The sequence below is a fragment of the Thermosynechococcus sp. B1 genome, from assembly GCF_030322985.1.
Taxonomy (GTDB): domain Bacteria; phylum Cyanobacteriota; class Cyanobacteriia; order Thermosynechococcales; family Thermosynechococcaceae; genus Thermosynechococcus.
Genome location: NZ_CP096573.1, coordinates 67,081 through 84,267 on the forward strand (window position 1 = coordinate 67,081; position 17,187 = coordinate 84,267).

Annotated in this window: 15 protein-coding genes and 1 tRNA gene; 3 read left to right on the plus strand and 13 right to left on the minus strand. The window is 54.3% G+C overall.

Translation table 11 applies throughout. From position 1 onward, the window contains the following. Nucleotide 1: 1 nt before the first annotated feature. The 8 genes from M0644_RS00330 to M0644_RS00365 form a co-directional block, all read right to left on the minus strand. The gene (locus M0644_RS00330) at nt 2–3,172 is read right to left on the minus strand and encodes a methyl-accepting chemotaxis protein (protein ID WP_286626095.1); all 3,171 of its coding nucleotides are present in this window, start codon (nt 3,170–3,172) and stop codon (nt 2–4) included. Between the two features lie 199 nt (nt 3,173–3,371). Next, nucleotides 3,372–3,902: a chemotaxis protein CheW gene (locus tag M0644_RS00335; protein ID WP_149817107.1), complete on the minus strand. Its 531-nt coding sequence runs from the start codon at nt 3,900–3,902 to the stop codon at nt 3,372–3,374. 4 nt (nt 3,903–3,906) lie between these two features. Continuing rightward, nucleotides 3,907–4,272, minus strand: a complete 366-nt coding sequence (locus M0644_RS00340; protein ID WP_149817109.1) for a response regulator transcription factor — start codon at nt 4,270–4,272, stop codon at nt 3,907–3,909. A gap of 80 nt (nt 4,273–4,352) precedes the next feature. Continuing rightward, the gene (locus tag M0644_RS00345) at nt 4,353–5,543 is read right to left on the minus strand and encodes a response regulator (RefSeq protein ID WP_149817111.1); all 1,191 of its coding nucleotides are present in this window, start codon (nt 5,541–5,543) and stop codon (nt 4,353–4,355) included. Nucleotides 5,544–5,600: 57 nt separating this feature from the next. Continuing rightward, nucleotides 5,601–6,236, minus strand: a complete 636-nt coding sequence (locus tag M0644_RS00350; RefSeq protein WP_149817113.1) for a MerR family transcriptional regulator — start codon at nt 6,234–6,236, stop codon at nt 5,601–5,603. A 321-nt stretch (nt 6,237–6,557) separates the two neighbouring features. After that, nucleotides 6,558–7,880 carry a 3-phosphoshikimate 1-carboxyvinyltransferase gene (aroA, locus tag M0644_RS00355; RefSeq protein WP_149817115.1) on the minus strand — a complete coding sequence of 441 codons (1,323 nt, stop codon included), beginning with the start codon at nt 7,878–7,880 and terminating at the stop codon, nt 6,558–6,560. A gap of 48 nt (nt 7,881–7,928) precedes the next feature. Beyond that, a complete protein-coding gene (locus M0644_RS00360) occupies nt 7,929–8,471 on the minus strand; it encodes a TIGR04376 family protein (protein WP_149817117.1) in 543 nt (180 codons plus the stop codon). A 14-nt stretch (nt 8,472–8,485) separates the two neighbouring features. Further along, entirely contained in the window at nt 8,486–9,337 is an 852-nt protein-coding gene (locus M0644_RS00365) for a hypothetical protein (protein WP_149817119.1), read from the minus strand. A gap of 73 nt (nt 9,338–9,410) precedes the next feature. Between M0644_RS00365 and M0644_RS00370 the strand changes: the two genes are divergently transcribed. After that, the gene (locus M0644_RS00370) at nt 9,411–10,427 is read left to right on the plus strand and encodes a YheT family hydrolase (protein WP_286626097.1); all 1,017 of its coding nucleotides are present in this window, start codon (nt 9,411–9,413) and stop codon (nt 10,425–10,427) included. Between the two features lie 15 nt (nt 10,428–10,442). Here M0644_RS00370 and M0644_RS00375 read toward each other — a convergent pair. From M0644_RS00375 to M0644_RS00385, 3 genes are all read right to left on the minus strand, one after another. Beyond that, a tRNA-Cys gene (locus tag M0644_RS00375) sits at nt 10,443–10,514 on the minus strand. Nucleotides 10,515–10,573: 59 nt separating this feature from the next. Further along, entirely contained in the window at nt 10,574–12,478 is a 1,905-nt protein-coding gene (gene sir, locus M0644_RS00380) for a sulfite reductase, ferredoxin dependent (protein ID WP_286626099.1), read from the minus strand. Between the two features lie 108 nt (nt 12,479–12,586). Further along, the gene (locus M0644_RS00385; protein WP_190278128.1) at nt 12,587–12,757 is read right to left on the minus strand and encodes a hypothetical protein; all 171 of its coding nucleotides are present in this window, start codon (nt 12,755–12,757) and stop codon (nt 12,587–12,589) included. 158 nt (nt 12,758–12,915) lie between these two features. On the opposite strand from M0644_RS00385, the gene zds reads away from it, so the two are divergent. Continuing rightward, on the plus strand, nt 12,916–14,355 hold the full coding sequence (gene zds, locus M0644_RS00390) for a 9,9'-di-cis-zeta-carotene desaturase (protein ID WP_286626101.1): 1,440 nt from the start codon (nt 12,916–12,918) through the stop codon (nt 14,353–14,355). Next, nucleotides 14,352–14,801, plus strand: coding sequence for an SRPBCC family protein (locus M0644_RS00395; RefSeq protein WP_149817129.1), 450 nt, complete (start codon nt 14,352–14,354; stop codon nt 14,799–14,801). The genes zds and M0644_RS00395 overlap by 4 nt, the downstream gene beginning before the upstream one ends. 7 nt (nt 14,802–14,808) lie before the next feature. On the opposite strand, the gene M0644_RS00400 is transcribed toward M0644_RS00395, so the two are convergent. Next, complete coding sequence (locus M0644_RS00400; RefSeq protein WP_149817131.1) at nt 14,809–15,798, minus strand: inorganic phosphate transporter; 990 nt, start codon at nt 15,796–15,798, stop codon at nt 14,809–14,811. Nucleotides 15,799–15,801: 3 nt separating this feature from the next. Continuing rightward, nucleotides 15,802–17,184: a phosphomethylpyrimidine synthase gene (gene thiC, locus M0644_RS00405; protein WP_190278284.1), complete on the minus strand. Its 1,383-nt coding sequence runs from the start codon at nt 17,182–17,184 to the stop codon at nt 15,802–15,804. Nucleotides 17,185–17,187 lie beyond the last annotated feature (3 nt).

Genomic DNA, 17,187 nt, shown 5'->3' on the forward strand with positions numbered 1-17,187 from the left:
CTTAGGCTTGATCTTCAGTATTTTCAACGCGGAACCGTTCCACCGATGCCTGCAAGTTGCGCGCCACACTCACTAGACCTTGCAACGAGTCAGACACCCGCTGTGCCTCCTGAGAGGTGGCCTGCGCTGTCAACTCAATAGATTGCATCACCTGAGCCATGGCTCGCGCCGATTCTGTTTGCTCGACCGTAGCGTTGGTAATCGAGCGCACAAGGGTATCAATTTGCGACGACACTTGGATGATGTCCTCAAGGGAGTGCTTGGCCTGTTCAGCCCGCTTCGTCCCCTCAATCACCTGCTGTGTCCCTTCTTCCATGGCGGTCATCACCGCGCCGGTTTCACTTTGAATTTGCAACACAATCTGCTCAATTTCTTTCGAGGCTTTGGCTGCGCGGTCTGCTAGTTGCCGCACCTCATCGGCGACCACCGCAAAACCCCGACCTGCTTCCCCAGCTCGTGCGGCCTCAATACTGGCGTTCAAGGCCAACAGGTTCGTGCGGTTGGCGATCGACGAGATCACACCGACAATCTTGGCAATCTCTTGGGAAGATTCCGCTAGGCGCTTCACCTTGCGGGTAGTCTCGGCCACCGTTTCCCGAATCTGCAAAATACCCGCCACTGTGCGTTCCACCGCCTCACCACCACGGAGGGCTGTTTCTGAAGCATTGCGTGCCACCTCATTAGCTTCTTGGGCACTTTCGGCCACCCGCTGAATCGCATTGGTCATCATCTGCACCGAGTTCAGGGTGACCGCTAGCTCCTCCGCTTGCCGCAGAGCATCTGCTGAGAGACTACGGGCAAAGGTTTCGTTTTCTGCGGCACCGCGACTCACCTGCTGGGCGGCAATTTTCACCTGTTGCACAATCGTCCGCAGGTTGTGAATTGTCAGGTTAAAGGAGTCGGCCACTGCGCCGAGCACGTCCGCTGTCACTTCCGCTTGTACGGTCAGGTCACCGCGGGCGGCACCCTCCACATCATCGAGGAGTCGGATCACTTGGCGCTGTAAATCATCCCGCTGCCGTTCGTTTTCCTCTGCTTTTTTCTGGGCATCAGCAGTAATTTGCTGGATGGTATCCGTCATTTGGTTAAAGCTTTGTGCCAAGAGTCCCAGTTCATCGTTACTGGTGACCGGCACCCGCGCCGTCATATCACCGGCAATCACGGCATTACACTGTGCCTGCAAATCTGTACAGAAGCGCTTGATGCGGCTGACACTGCGCTGCCCCATGGCATAGACGGCCACCCCGGCGGTGAGACCAGCAGCAGTACCACTCACTAAAGGCGCAGGGCCGGGGGCACTAAAGCCTAAACTAACGGCACCCGCAGCCAAGGCGGAAAGGACACCGCTGGTTACGGCTGAGGTAATGTTTTGCTGGCCAAAGGAACTCGTGGCCGTTGAGGTTGCTGGGACTGTTCTAGCCACAGGACGAGGACTACGGGAAGGTGTTGGCGCAGTAGCCGCTGGTGCTGCAACGGGTACTTGCTCGGTAAAGGCTGACAGATCCTGACTTGCTGGAGGGGGTGGGGTTTCAGCGCGGCTAGCGGTGCTTTGGCTCAGGCTGAGGCTAAAATCGGCCAAGTCCTCAAGACTTTGCTGGCTGAGATCAAATTCATCCGGTAAAACTGCAAAGGTCTCGGTGCCGGCATCGGCCATCACGGTGGCATCTGAGCCAACAGCCCCCATGCCATGTACTTGAGGATTGGCAATGGTCATTTCATCATCAAATCCCGCACCGGAGAGATCTGCATTGCCAAAGGAGAGATCCTCTAGGTCAAAGTCGGCAATGGATTCAAAGGGTTCAGCACCACCAGAGCTCGCTTCCCCTTGCGCGATCGCTGGTGCCTCTGGCTCCCTAACGGTTTCACCTGCGGGAAACTCAGACATGGCGATCGTCTGCTCATCCTCAAAAGTAGCGGGGTCAAAGGCCTCAGGAGACAGGGGTTCTGCCACAATATCTGGGGCTTCAAAAGCCTCAGGGGAAGCTGAGAAGTCACCAAAGAGATCGTCTTCCTCCTCGGCTGCATCAGAAGAACCGAATTCGGGCTGCGGCAACAATTCAATGGCATCTGCCGCCTCATTGGTCAACAAATCACTGATACCAGCGGCAGAGGTAGAGACTTCAGGAACATTGGTCTCAACGGATTCCGTCAGATTTGGCAAGAGGCTCTCTTCAGAAATGCTGGCTGCTGGGGCTTCCTCAATATCGCCAAAGAGACTTTCTGCCGACATATTTGCCGCTGGGGATTCCTCAAGACCGGGAAAAAGGCTCTCTTCAGAAGCGTTGGCTTCTCCCGATTCTGTAAGCCCGCCAAAGAGAGTCTCTTCAGATACGGCTACTTCAGCAGCAAAGGGATCATCAAATGTTTCGAGGGAGGGGGACATCATTTCTTGCAACGGAGCCGCAGTACTTTCTGATGTCTCACCATCAAAAACAGGGCTGGCGGGTTCGGACGGGGTCAAAGGAGAACTTCCCATGAGCATTGTGACATCATCATCACTGATGGACTCTGTACCTAGGAGCTGCACGGATTCGCCAATGGGAATTTCTGGAATGTCCGCGACTGGCTCCTCCAAAGAATTGGCCGAAAAGGCAAAGGGATCCTGAACCGCCGCCTCTTCGTCGAAGGGATTAAAGGCACCCTGTTCTAAACTGGCGCCAAATTCTTCCTCAATGCCGCCCACCTCAAGATCGTCAAAGGGGTTACTTGTCCCTAAATCGCTACCAAAGTCATCAAAGTGATCAAGACTCAATTCCTCTGAAGGGTTTGCGGCTTGGGGTTCCACAATGGGTGGCGTGGTTTGCAAAAAGGTATTGTCCCCCTGAAGTTGGGTGTGATCTCCTTGCAGGGTGGTATGGTATTCTTCGCCCCCGTTCTTGGCAGGTTCAGCAGCGGGAATCAAATCTTTAATCTTGGCAAGGCTCTCGTTGGCCAAGTTGATCAATTCTGGATCCGTTGTGGCATTGAGAACCGCATGGTACTGCTCTTGAGCCTCGCTGTAGCGTTGTTGACAGCAGTAAATGTGCCCCCGCAGCAGCCGTAGGTTGGGATCGCCCGGTCGGGTGCCCACCAATTGGTCAGTGATTTTGGCCGCCTCTTCATAGTTGCCTTGCACATAAGCGGCAACCGCTTTTTGATATTCTTGGGTGTGTTGGGTGCTGCTGGATGCCATGGGCTTACTCCCAGAATGGATGATGACAAGGGGCAAAGAATTCTTAAGGACTACATCAAGGAAGCTTTAATTACAAAGTATGCGCCAATCCTTGGGAAAGATAGCACGGGGGTGTTAATTTTCCTAAAGTGACTGGTGTTGATGAGTTCCATGGTGACACTTGAGCACGAGTGTCCATTGAGATTCTACTTTTTCTAGTTTAGAGTCCCCAACGAGCACTGCGTAAAATGGCGAGGGGATCCAAAAGCTTAACAATGTCCTGTTGCTCGGCATCAAAAACCCATTCGCCACGGACAAAGGGAGCCATCTGATCGCTGACATGGGTCGCGGGCTTAATGGTGTCATTGTTGAGCCACTCCATGCCTCGGACTTGATGAACTGCTAGCCCTACCATTAACTCATCATCTTCAATGGCAATAATCGATAGCTCAGAGCGATCGGTATTCAAGGGGGTGTCATCGCCAAGAAACTTACCGGTATCCGCGACCCAAATCACCTGCCCCCGCAAGTTCAAAATCCCCAGTAGCAGATTGGAGGTATTGGGCACTGGCGTAATGCGATCGGGAGTCACGGCCACAACTTCGCGTACCCCAATAGCCGGTAGGGCTAGGGTATCACCGCTAGGGATGGTAAAGAGGATATGTAAATCCCCCTCTGGGGTTCTGAGGTCATCGATATTGCCACTTTCGATGGGGGCATTGGTTGCGAGTAAGTCTGAGCTACTAAACATTTTTTTAGCCTCGCAAGAGTTGCTTAATGGTGCCAACCAGTTCTTTGGGGTCAAAGGGCTTCGTAATGTACGCATCAGCCCCCTGTTTCATGCCCCAATAGCGATCAAACTCCTCACCTTTGGAGCTACAGATCACCACGGGAATGGATTGGGTGCGGGGGTCGGACTTAATTTGGCGACAGACTTCATACCCATTCATGCGGGGCATGACAATGTCGAGGACAACCACATCGGGCGTGCTCTGCTGCAATTGCTCCATTGCCTCGACACCATCGGTGGCAACGGTTACTTCAAAGCCTGTTTTCGCCAGCAATTCGCTGATCATTTCCCGCTGGGGTGGACTATCTTCGACAACTAAGACTTTACTCATAGGGGGTTACACGTAGAATTAAGGGTTTACTTTATATTCTAAAAGCCTAAGAGGTTGACAGGTTGATGATAGCTAACCTGCTAACGGGGCGTCTCAAGGCCTGATTTTGGTTCTAGCACGTCGCCAAAGGACTCGTCTGTTAAGGAGGTCACAGGTGGGGCTGCACCAATGTAATGGTGCGTAATTGTTAACAATTCTTGAGTTGAAAAGGGCTTGCTGAGGTAATCAGTGGCACCGGCCACTTTGGCGCGCAGGCGATCGCTCCAACCCACGAGGCTAGTCAGCATAATAATCGGCGTATAACGGAAGCGAGGGGTGTGTCGCAGAAGGGTGCAAAATTCGTAGCCATCCAATTCGGGCATGGCAATATCGAGGAAAATCAGGTCGGGGTTGAGTTGGAAAATGAGACTCAAGGCCGTTAAGGGGTGGGCGATCGCCGTGGCTTCATACCCTGCGGCTTGTAGGGTGGATTCAACCACTTGACGGACGGTGGCGGCATCATCCACACACACGACCCGGGGCGATCGCCGCCAAGAGAGGGGGGGAAAGGTACGGGTGTGGCCATTGGTTCCCCAAGAACTGACTTGTAAGTACCCTTGATGGAGATAGGGCAGCAGGAGTTTGCCCACCGTCACGCCATCTCGTCCCAGTTGCCGACTCAGACGGCGCAAGGTGATCCGCTCGCGCACGAAGGGTTCCAGTTGGCGAAACCACTGATCCGCTGGATCGTTGCCTGTGGGTTTAATATCCGTCAGTTCGAGGGATTGATCAAGGGAACGCAACTCTGGATGCAGTTTTTTCCATTCCCGCAGATGACTCAGGCTGTCATTGAGCAGCATTGTCAGGGAGAGATTGTGCCATTGGGGGGTGAGGGGACTCGCACTATAAAACTTGAACCAAGCGCGATTGAGGCTAACAACGTCAAAGAGACTCTCCCGCAGCAGCGCCCGCCACACGCTATGGATTTGATTGAGCTTGCAGTGATCGAGGAGCCACCACAGGCATTCGTATTCCACCCAACTGGCACCAGCTTTGCTTTCGATGAAGCTATCGGGACTCGGCCAAGGAATGCCCTGCCCATAGAGCAGATCCTGCAACCGCTCTAAACTGTGGCTGTGGCGATCGGCAATATACACTAAGTGGCCATGAGTCAAAAAGAGAAGCCACGTCTGACCGGCATCATCTTCGAGGTAGAGTTCCCCGGTGCGCTGGCCAAGGGCAAGGGTTTGGCACAGCGTGTAAATATCCGTATCGTTGAGGCATCCTTCCATGGCGCTATTATAGCGATCGCCAGCGGGCTGACCGCGACACCGGATAGTCAGTCTCAGTTAGCGCTGGGTATAGCTAGAGAGCAATTGCACCAGTTGCTTCACAAGGGCTTCCTGATCGCGATTGATCTGGGGAAAGTTAAAGTCATCGCGAATATGAACCTCAAAGCCCGGCACCACCTCAATGCGCTTCCAAGATTCTGGTTGCGGTGAATGGCTCGGGGGCGGTACCTCGCGGCGGCTGACACTGGGACTGACGCGCATGGGTTCCCCATAGCGATGCTCGGAGCGGTCTTGTACCTGTTGCAAAAAGGCCAAAGCTGGGTTGATCGGGGGTGGATTCAATTGCAGATGAACCCCTTGCTCAAGGAGTGCCCGCAGTTCTGGGGTGCTCATGCGATACACCAGCTTGTAAATGGCACCTGCGGTATAGCCCTCCATCAACAGCCGCCGCACCACCAGCAATTGCACCAGGTGGCGATAGCCGTAGCGCCCTTCGCGGCCAATGCGAGCGGGACGGTCAATCAATTTGCAGGAGGTGTAATGGCGCACCAGACGCGGGTTGACCTCTTCCAAAACACGGTTTTTGGAATCCTCCTGGGGGAGGTGCTGGGGTAAGAGTTCGTTGGCGATTTCCACCAACTCATCTAATGACCATTGATCCTGAACGTGGATGAAATCTTGAATTGTTGCCATGATGAACAAACACAGCCTTTTTTGAACGAAAAAACAAAGAAGTCAGTTAGAGAGGAATTTCCCTGTCCCAGATAGAGCGCAAGGGCGCCCCTAGAGCAGGAGTGAAACTATATTATCGTATTTTTTTGGTTCTGTATCATTTTGGGTCTCATGTAGTCTTACAATTATCAAGGAAAGTAAACACCTGAATATTACAAGGCTACAGAGAATTCAACGCAACGCGAAGCTGCATTGTGACACCAAAACAATTTATTTGATGCTAGCATACAGCGTTTGGTGTTGAGGGAAGTTGTCCCAAAAATTACTGGGATTTTTGTGTTGTCAAGCAATTTGTTGCAGAATTGTTACAAATTCAGGATAGGAGACGGCTGCCGCACTGGCGTTGTGAATGTGGCTGGTTCCTGTGGCATTGAGGGCAGCGATCGCCAGACTCATGGCCATGCGATGATCGCCGTAGGTTTCCACATGGGTGCCTTGCAGGGGTACGCCCCCCTGAATATCGAGGCCATCACTGAGTTCAGTGACCTTAGCGCCCATTTTTTGCAATTCTGTGGCCACGGCCTTGAGGCGATCGCTCTCCTTCACCCGTAGTTCTGCTGCATCGCGAATTTCGGTGATCCCTTCAGCAAAGGCAGCAGCCACAGCCAAAATCGGAATCTCATCAATCAAGCGAGGAATCAATTCACCGCCAATACGGGTTCCCTGCAGCCTCGCCGATCGCACCCGCAGATCTGCCACTGGTTCGCCTGTGACGAGCCGCTCATTTTCAAGGGTAATCTCGGCTCCCATTGCCCAAAGCACATCGAGAATGCCGGTGCGGGTGGGGTTAACTCCCACATTGGTCAGCACTAATTCTGAATCAGGGGTAATGGAGGCTGCCACCAACCAAAAGGCGGCTGAACTGATGTCGCCGGGCACAATCACCTTCTGACCCTTTAAGACCGCAGGTCCTTCAAGACTCACCGTACAGGTGGCCTCATCCACGCTCAAACAGGCACCAAAGGCCTGAAGCATACGTTCACTGTGATCTCGTGAGCGGTGGGGTTCGCGAATAATGGTGGTGCCTTCGGTGTGGAGGGCGGCGAGCAATAGCGCTGATTTCACCTGAGCGGAGGCAATGGGACTGGAGTAGGTGATTGGCTCTAAGGGCTGCCCCAAAACGGCCAAGGGGGCACGGCTGTGGTGTTGACGCCCCCAAATCTGGGCACCCATCTGCATCAAGGGTGTGACGACCCGTGCCATGGGGCGCGATCGCAATGAGGCATCCCCAGTCATCGTAAAAAAGCGACCTGTTTGCGCTGCCAATACCCCCAACAACAACCGCATCGTTGTACCAGAATTGCCGGCATTCAGGACATCCACGGGTTCTTGGAGATGGCCAATTCCCAAGCCTTGAACCGTGACTGCTGTGGCATTGAGATCTGAAATCTCGGCACCAAGGGCACGAAAACAGGCGGCGGTACTACAGGTATCTTCACCCACGAGCAGGCCTTCAATATGGGTAGTGCCCTCTGCCATTGCCCCCAACATCAGGGCACGGTGGGAAATGGATTTATCTCCCGGTACCTGGAGGGTGCCCTGCAGGGGATGGCCATCGGCCTGAATTTGCCAAGTGTCGTCGGATGTAATCTGAATCACCGCCATGGGACATTTGGATAAAACCGCGTTCTCGATTGTCCCACGTCTGTTGCGCTATAGCTCCATTGAGCGCTTCAGTTCCTCAAGGGCAGTTTGCAGTTCCAAGCGGCGAAACTCAGCTTCAATTGGGTCATTCAGGTCACTGGTCATGCGTGGTGGCGGTGGGGGCGGTGGTGGGGGCGCACTGGCGGTAGGCACACGGTTCATGATTTCTCGCCGGCGATCGCGAATCTTTTGCAGCAGCTGCTGGGTAACGGGAATTTGATTGAGGGCATTGAGGCGCTGAGTCCACAGTTGCTCGCCGCGTCGGCGTAATTCGGCCTCCCGTTGCTGTGCCAATTCCACAAGGTCGGGGCGTTGAGCTGCCATCGCCGTTTGGATGCGATCGCGCCAGCGGCGAATCTCCGAAACAAGGCCTAAAATTTGCTGTTCGCAGGTATTGACTTCCTGTTGCAACCGCAGTAATCGCTCTTGGGTTTCCCGTTCTTGATCCTCTAGCTCAAGGAGCAGTAGATTGAGTTCAAGCTGCGGATTGGCACGAATAAAGTCCTCGAGTTTTTGCTCTAGGAATGCATTCAAGTCGCGGAAAAAGCTCATGAGTGCCCCTTTTTTTAAAAACTTTGGCCAACGGTGAGGGAGCGCACTTCCCCTTGACGCCGTAGCACCGCCCGCTGATTTTGAATCTGTACCAGTTGCCAGCCGTCGTTGCCAATTGTATCGCCCACACTCAAGCGCAGTGTTTGGCCATTGCTTTGAAAAAGAGCCACTGAGCGATCGCCCAGTTCTAAGATGCCCACCAAGGTATGCTGCGGCGGTGCGGGTGCAGGGGATGGCGGGGTGGGTGTGGGGGCAGGGCTAGGGGCTGTGACTGTAGGTAAATTGGGCAGGGTCACCGTTGGCGCGCTGGGGGCTTGGTAGACGGGAACGTAAATGCGTTCAACCGTCGGGGTGGGGGTTGAGGGGGTGGGAACCGAATTGCTGGCGATCGCCGGCGGCGAAGGGGTTGGGGTGGCGGCCTGTTGACTGAGGAGTTGAAGGGAGGTTTGCAGATACTCAGCGAAGGCCATATCGGCAGGGCTGGTGGTTGTGGTCACCGCACCCTCAGGGGCAACTGCGACCGGTTGGCGATTCAGGCTGATCCAGAGGCCAACCCCCAGTACAAAGGAGGCAATGCCAACCCCCATCAAAAAGCGATCGCCCCAAGAAAAGGCCTGCTGCGGTTGAGATCGGTGCAGCCAGCGAGAAGGTTCCGCCGGCGGTGGAGGGGGAGGAGGTGTCGTTGCTTCAAAAGGGACAAGGAGGGAAGGTTCCGGTTCTAAGACCGCTGCTAGGGATTCTGGCTCATTGAGGTCGGCCTCCACAGCGGCAAAGACTTCATCCAGCAAGCGATTGGCTTGGACATCTGTCAGACAGGTTTCCATGGTATAGGGGTCTGTCCTCTGCGGATCATCGCTCCGTGTCATCACCCATGCCTCACAATGATCACCAAAAACGCCCAACCTTGCCTATTTTGTTTACGATGGATGACTAAATTCTATGCAATCCCTATCCTATTGGCCACCACTGCCGCTGCACTCTGGCGTGATCCACACGGTCTTTACTGCCTATGTCCAACGCTGGGGGTGCCTCTACCCTTGGCAACCGCAAACCAGCCATGTTTTCCATGGGGCGGAGGGCGTGCCCCTGTACGGTGAGGGGTATCGGGTTGGCCAAGCACGCGGAACCATCATTGCCACCTACGGCATTACGGGTGATCTCAAGAATCAATGGTACTTGCATACCCTTGCCCATTGGGCGATCGCCCGCCGCTTTGATGTGGTGCTTTTCGACTGGCGTGCCCATGGCCGCAGTGCTGAACTTTCTCCGGCGTTGACCAGTGATGGGCTTTACGAAGGCCAAGACTTTGTGGCGATCGCCCAACAGTGTCAAGAACTGGGCTATACCCCTCCCTACTGGTTTGTTGGCTATTCCTTGGGGGGTCAGTTAGCCCTTTGGGGGGCGTGGTATGCCCAACAGCAATGGACAAAAGACATTGGGGGGGCGGCTGTGATTTGCCCCAACCTTGACTCCAACCGTTCCCTCGCCCACCTTGGCACAACCTTTTGGGGACGGCAATTTGAACGCGCCATCAGCCGTCAACTCCGACACTTGGCTTACTACCTCCATCGCCTTCATCTTCAGATGTTTGATCTCAACACCGTTGCCCAGATTGACACCATTGCCGGTTTTGATGCCGCCCTCGTCATTGACCGCCTTGGCTTTGGCAGTGTGGCCGAGTATTACGCTGCCAGTAGTCCCTTGCCACTGTTGCCGCAACTGACAATACCCGTATGGATTCTCTATGCCGCCGATGATCCCCTATTTGATCCCTGTCTGGTGCCAGAACTCCTAGCGATTGCCGAGAGCAATCCTGCCCTCACCCTGCTGATGACAGAACAGGGCGGCCATGTCGGTTTTACCAGCGATCGCAAGTGTCAACGCCTCTGGGGCGATCCCGACTACTGCTGGGGCATCCATCGGCTCTTGGATTGGCTAGGGCAGCAACCTAGATAACCCACGAAAGTATAAAGGCGGCACCCGGATTCGAACCGGGGGATAAAGGTTTTGCAGACCTCTGCCTTACCACTTGGCTATGCCGCCCTATTTGGCGATTTCTCATTATAGCCGATAGCGCTCTTCCCATCCTTGATTGTTTTAGCTTACTGACCAGATTGCTCAAGGTAACGCTGAATCGCTTCCCGGGTCACTGCCGCCAGAGACATGCCCTTGGCTGCTGCTAATTCCTTGAGTTGCTGGTATTGATCAGCCCGCACATCCACACGATAGCGCTTCGTTGTGGCTGTGGGAACGTAATTCGCGGCAAATTCTCGCAAGGCCGCAAAACCAACCCGATGGCAAAAATCACCAAAGGATTCTCCCTGCTGTCGGCGATCGCGATAAAAAACTAGCAATGGCTCTAGGGCTGTTTCCAGTTCGGCAATCGGTAACCGCTCAATATAGACCTCCGCTAAGCGGGTTTGATCGGGACTCCCCCCCAACCAAGTCTGATAGGCGCCGGGGACAATGCCAACAAAGCCCAATTCCGCTAAGTAGGGGCGGGCACAGCCATTGGGGCACCCCGTCATCCGAATCACAAAGTGCTCCTCTTGGAGTCCCAGCCGATCCATGAGGCGACGAATCCGCTCCAGTACCCCCGGAATTGCCCGTTCCGATTCAGTAATGGCTAAGCCACAGGTAGGCAACGCCGGGCAGGCCATGCTATAGCGTTCGAGGGGATCAATGGCATTGACATCACGCACCCCGTGCTGCTCAAGGATGTGCTGAATTGCATCCTGTTGATCGGGAGAGACATCACACAGGAGCAGATTTTGGTGAGGCGTGACCCGCAGGGGGAGCTGAAAGTCCTTGACGATTTTCTTGAGGGCCGACTTGAGTTTGAAGTTCCCCTGATCAAGGATGCGGCCATTGGCAATGGAGAGGCCATAGAAGAATTTGCCATCTCCTTGGGGGTGCCAGCCCAAAAAGTCCTGATAGCGCCACGGCGGCAGCGGGCGAAAGGGTTCGAGGGGCTTGCCAAAGTATTCTTCCACCTTGGCCTTGAATTTTTCGACTCCCCAATCGTGGATCAGGTATTTCAAACGGGCGTGGCGCCGATTATAGCGATCGCCATAGTCCCGCTGGGTGGCCACGATCGCCTTCACCGCCTCATAGACATCTGCCGCGCGGACAAAGCCAATTTCATCAGCCATGCGGGCAAAGGTTTCTTCTTTGTTGTGGGTGCGCCCCAAACCACCACCAGCATAGATATTGAAGCCCTCAAGATGGCCTTGGGCATCTGTAATCACCACCAGTGTCAAATCTTGGGAGAAGAGATCTACGGAGTTATCCCCCGGCACCGTGACACAGCACTTAAATTTGCGGGGCATATAGTGATCGCCATAGATTGGCTCTTCGTTATTGGCGAAGATCGTGCCATTGCCATTGCGCTGCCGTGCCGCCTTTACATCGGGGTGCTCTTCGGCGGAGATCACCTTTTCACCATCGAGCCAAATCTCGTAGTAGGCACCGGTTTGTGGGGTCAGCAGATCGGCAATGCGGTGGGCATACTCATAGGCAAGGGCATATTCCGGGCGATCGCGAAAGGGGGCGGGTGGCGCCATGACATTGCGGTTCAAATCACCGCAGGCGCCCAATGTGGATCCCATGCTGCGGACAATGGCGGCGATCGCTGCTTTCAGATTCTTCTTGAGAATGCCGTGCAACTGGAATCCTTGCCGCGTTGTTGCCCGCAGGGTGTGGTTGCCATACTCATCCGCCAAGCGATCCAAGGTTAAATAGAGCTGCGGCGGAATATACCCTCCTGGACTGCGGGTGCGCAGCATGAACTGGTAGTCTTTTTCCTGCCCTTTGACGCGGTTATCGCGGTTGTCCTGCTGATAGGAGCCGTGGAACTTGAGGATCTGCACCCCCGCTTCGCTAAAATGATTGGTTGGTTTTAGCAGTTCTGTGGCTAGGGGTTCTCGCAGATGTTGGCTCCGTTCCTTGAGAGCCTCAATTTTTGAGCGTTTCAGGGCAGCATCAGCAGAGGGGGGCGAAGCAACCATAGTGTTCTTTTTTCCAGCAGGTGAAAGTAACTAAAATGACGACAGCCAAAAGTCCCTAATCTTGATCGGGAAAGTGAGCTATCTCATTTTAGCGAACCTGTGGAACGATTAACAGGAGGGTTCTTCCTTGGAGGCACAGTCCTTTTGCCAGCAGCGTTCGAGGTAAGCATCGTAATACTGCCGCCAGAACCGTTTGGGATTGAGGGTAAAGCCCGGACTAAATAGCCGTTGGTTCAAATACTGCCACAGAGGAAAGGCGAGGACACGACGCGTAGCCATAAGCACACCGTGAGCGTGAGCGATTCAAAAACTTCAACTTACCTTGATCATAGACGAGGGTTCTGGGGGGCAAGGGTCTCTGCCAAGTTTCTTAACGCGCGAGAAACCGTCCGAGGGGCGAAAAATGTTAAAATCTGTAAAGTTTTCTGGGATCACTGATGCGGGTTGTCATTGTTGGTGCAGGGTTAGCCGGCTTAGCCGCCGCAGTGGATTTGGTGGATGCCGGTCACAGTGTTGAAATCTATGAATCCCGTCCCTTTGTGGGGGGCAAAGTCAGCAGTTGGCAAGATGCCGATGGAAACCACATTGAGATGGGGCTGCATGTTTTCTTTTACAACTACGCCAATCTCTTTGAACTGATGACCAAGGTGGGGGCGATCGCCAACCTACTGCCCAAGGAACATACCCACACCTTTATTAATCGCGGTGGTCAGGTGGGAGAACTGGATTTTCGCTTTCCCTTGGGTGCCCCCTTCAACGGTCTCAAGGCCTTCTTCACCACCAGTCAACTCTCTGCTGCCGATAAATTCTTTAATGCCATTGCCCTTGGCACGAGTCCTGTGGTGCGGGGTCTGGTGGACTACGAGGGGGCAATGCGCCAAATCCGCGCCTTAGATCAGGTCAGTTTTGCGGAGTGGTTTCGGCGGCAGGGCGGTTCAGAAAATAGCCTCAAGCGCCTTTGGAATCCCATTTCCTACGCCTTGGGCTTTATTGATACCGAGCACATGTCCGCTCGCTGTATGCTGACGATCTTTATGATGTTTGCCGCCAAAACAACTGCCTCACGGCTCAATATGCTCAAGGGATCACCGGCAGAATACCTGCTCAAACCCTTGGTGAACTACATTGAAGCACGGGGGGCTAAGATTCATCTGCGGCGACGGGTGAAGGAAATTCTCTTTCGCGGCGAGGATCCTAGCACTTGGCAGGTGGAAGGGTTGGTGATTCCCCTAGGCGAAGAACTAGAAACAGTTACAGCGGATGCCTATCTATGTGCCTGTGATGTGCCGGGGATTCAACGCCTGATTCCAGAAGCATGGCGATCGCACCCGACCTTTGACAACATCTTTAAGCTCGAGGCCGTGCCTGTGGCCACGGTACAACTGCGATTTGATGGCTGGGTTACGGAACTGCAAGACCCCAGTAAGCAAAAACAGGTGGCGGCAACGGGTATTGATAACCTGCTCTACACTGCCGATGCTGACTTTTCCTGCTTTGCGGATCTGGCCCTCACTAGTCCAGCGGACTACTATCGCGAAGGTCAAGGCTCCTTACTGCAAGTGGTGCTTACTCCCGGTGATCCCTTCATCAAAGCCAGCAATGAAGAAATTGCCCAACATGTGCTGCGCCAAGTCCATGAACTTTTCCCCTCGTCGCGCCATCTGAACATGACATGGTACAGTGTCGTCAAATTAGCGCAGTCCCTCTATCGCGAAGCCCCCGGCATGGATCCCTATCGTCCGCCCCAAAAAACACCCGTTCCTAACTTTTACTTGGCGGGCAGCTATACGCAACAGGACTACATTGACAGTATGGAGGGCGCGACAATGTCCGGACGACAAGCCGCCCAAGCGATTTTGGCAGGAGGTCATGGATGAGTTGGTTAGAGCATACGGTTCAGATTGAAGTGGCAGCCGATGTCGATCGCGTCTGGGCACTGTGGTCGGATCTGGAGAAAATGCCCCTGTGGATGAAGTGGATTGAATCTGTGGTCATCACTGAAGAAGACCCTACCCTATCGCGCTGGACATTGGCCACGGGCAACTGGCACTTTAGCTGGCGATCGCGCATTTGCCGCCAAGTGAAGCACCAAATGATTCAGTGGGAGTCCGTGGATGGGCTGCCTAATCGGGGTGCAATTCGCTTTTACGATCGCCAAGACAGCACCATTGTCAAGCTGTCGGTCTCCTATGCCATTCCGGGAATTTTGGGACAAATGATGGATCGCCTTTTCCTTGGCCGCGTAGTTGAAAGTACATTGCAAGCAGATCTCGAACGCTTTCGTGAATATGCCCAACAGATGCAGCCCACACAGGTTTCCTGAGGTTGACTCAAAGTTGGGATAGACCAAAAGAGATCGCGATCGCCAGCAGGGCTGCACCGGGAAACGTGAGTACCCATGCCATGAAAATTTGCGCCCACACTTGCCAGTTCACTTCCCCTTGATGGCGATAGCCAGCACCCGTAATCGCACCCACCACGACTTGTGTCGTACTGACGGGAAAGCCCACCAGACTTGCGGCTCCCACGGTCAAGGCGGCACTGAGATTCGCTAAGCAGCCACTCACAGGGTCAAGGGGTGTAATTTTCTCCCCCGTGGTGCGGATAATGCGTTCGCCGCCGCCATAGGTACCGATCGCGATCGCCAGGGCACAGGCAGCCATCACCCAGAAGGGCACACCCGCATCCGGTGACAGTTGTCCCCAACTCACAAGGGCAAGGGTGATCACCCCCATTGTTTTCTGGGCATCGTTGGCACCGTGGGCAACGGCCATCAATGTTCCGGAGAGAATCTGCAACCGTTGCCAGTGCTCTGGGGGAATGTCTTGGGATTGCCGCCATTTCTCGACAAGCGTCATGAAACTCAGGCCAATGGCGATCGCCACCAAGGGGGACACGACCATGGGAATCACCACCGCCTCAACAATCCCCTGCCAATAGATGATTTGGGGTGACACTTGAAAGAGGGCTGCCCCCACCAAGCCACCAATGAGGGCATGGGAAGAACTACTGGGTAAACCCCAATACCAAGTGAGCAAATTCCAGCCCATCGCGCCGAGGAGTGCGGCACTAATGACGCCAAACCAATGGGCACCCAAGGCACTGCTGTTGAGAATGCCGGCTTCAATTGTTAGCGCCACCCGCGTACTCAAGAAGGCACCACCAAAATTAGCGACAGCAGCAAAGATGAGCGCCGAGCGCAGGGAAAGGGCACGGGTGGCCACCACCGTTGCAATGGCATTGGCGGCATCATGGAAGCCATTGGTGACATCAAAAAGGAGGGCGATCGCAATCAACCCCCCCTTGAAATCAATGGCCATGCCCTAGGCAGAGGCACTCACTTGATCTTTGTCCTTGGCGAGGAATTTCTCCAGTTCGGCAAGGGCGTCGGCATCTACCTTCGTTTGCATGGGGCAGAACTTCGGCCCGCACATGGAGCAAAACTCAGCCGTTTTATAGATATCTGCCGGTAGGGTTTCGTCGTGGTATTCCCGTGCCCGATCCGGATCGAGAGCCAGTTCAAATTGGCGGTTCCAGTCAAAGTTATACCGTGCCCGCGACAGTTCATCATCGCGATCGCGCGCCCCCGGACGATGACGGGCAATATCCGCTGCGTGAGCCGCAATTTTGTAGGCAATCAAGCCATTGCGCACATCTTCAGCATTGGGTAAGCCAAGGTGCTCTTTGGGGGTCACATAGCAAAGCATGGCCGTGCCATACCAACCCGCCATCGCCGCGCCAATGGCACTGGTAATGTGGTCATAGCCGGGGGCAATATCCGTGACCAAGGGCCCAAGGACATAGAAAGGAGCTTCAGAGCATTCTTCCATCTGCTTGCGCACATTGAATTCAATTTGATCCATGGGCACGTGGCCGGGGCCTTCCACCATCACTTGGACATCGTGTTCCCAAGCCTTGCGGGTGAGTTGACCGAGGGTTTTCAATTCCGCCAATTGAGCTTCATCAGAGGCATCATGGAGACACCCCGGCCGCAACGAGTCCCCTAAGGAGAAGGAAACATCGTATTTTTTGAAGATCTCAATAATGTCGCGGAAGTGGGTGTAGAGGGGATTTTGCTTGTGGTGATACAGCATCCACTTGGCGAGAATGCCGCCGCCGCGCGACACAATTCCCGTGATGCGGTTTTTCACCAAGGGCAGATATTCAATGAGAATCCCCGCATGGATCGTCATGTAGTCCACCCCCTGCTGGGCGTGCTTTTCAATGACATGGAGAAAGTCATCGGGGGTAAGCCGCTCAACGCTACCGTGGACGCTTTCAAGGGCTTGATAGACGGGCACCGTTCCAATGGGCACGGGTGAGGCATTAATAATGGCAGTGCGAATGGCATCAAGGTCACCCCCCCCGGTGGAGAGATCCATCACCGTATCGGCACCATACTTCACTGCGAGACGCAGTTTGGCCAATTCTTCCTCGAGGTTTGAGGAGTTAGGAGAGGCACCAATGTTGGCATTGACTTTGCACTTGGCAGCAATCCCGATCGCCATCGGCTCGAGGTTGGGGTGATTGATATTGGCGGGAATAATCATCCGCCCACGGGCGACCTCATCGCGAATCAATTCCGCAGGTAGGTTTTCCCGCCGTGCCACATAGTGCATTTCTTCGGTGATAATCCCTTGGCGGGCATAATGCATTTGGGTGACATTGTCGTGCCCCTTACGGGCAGCAATCCATTCGCTACGCACCAT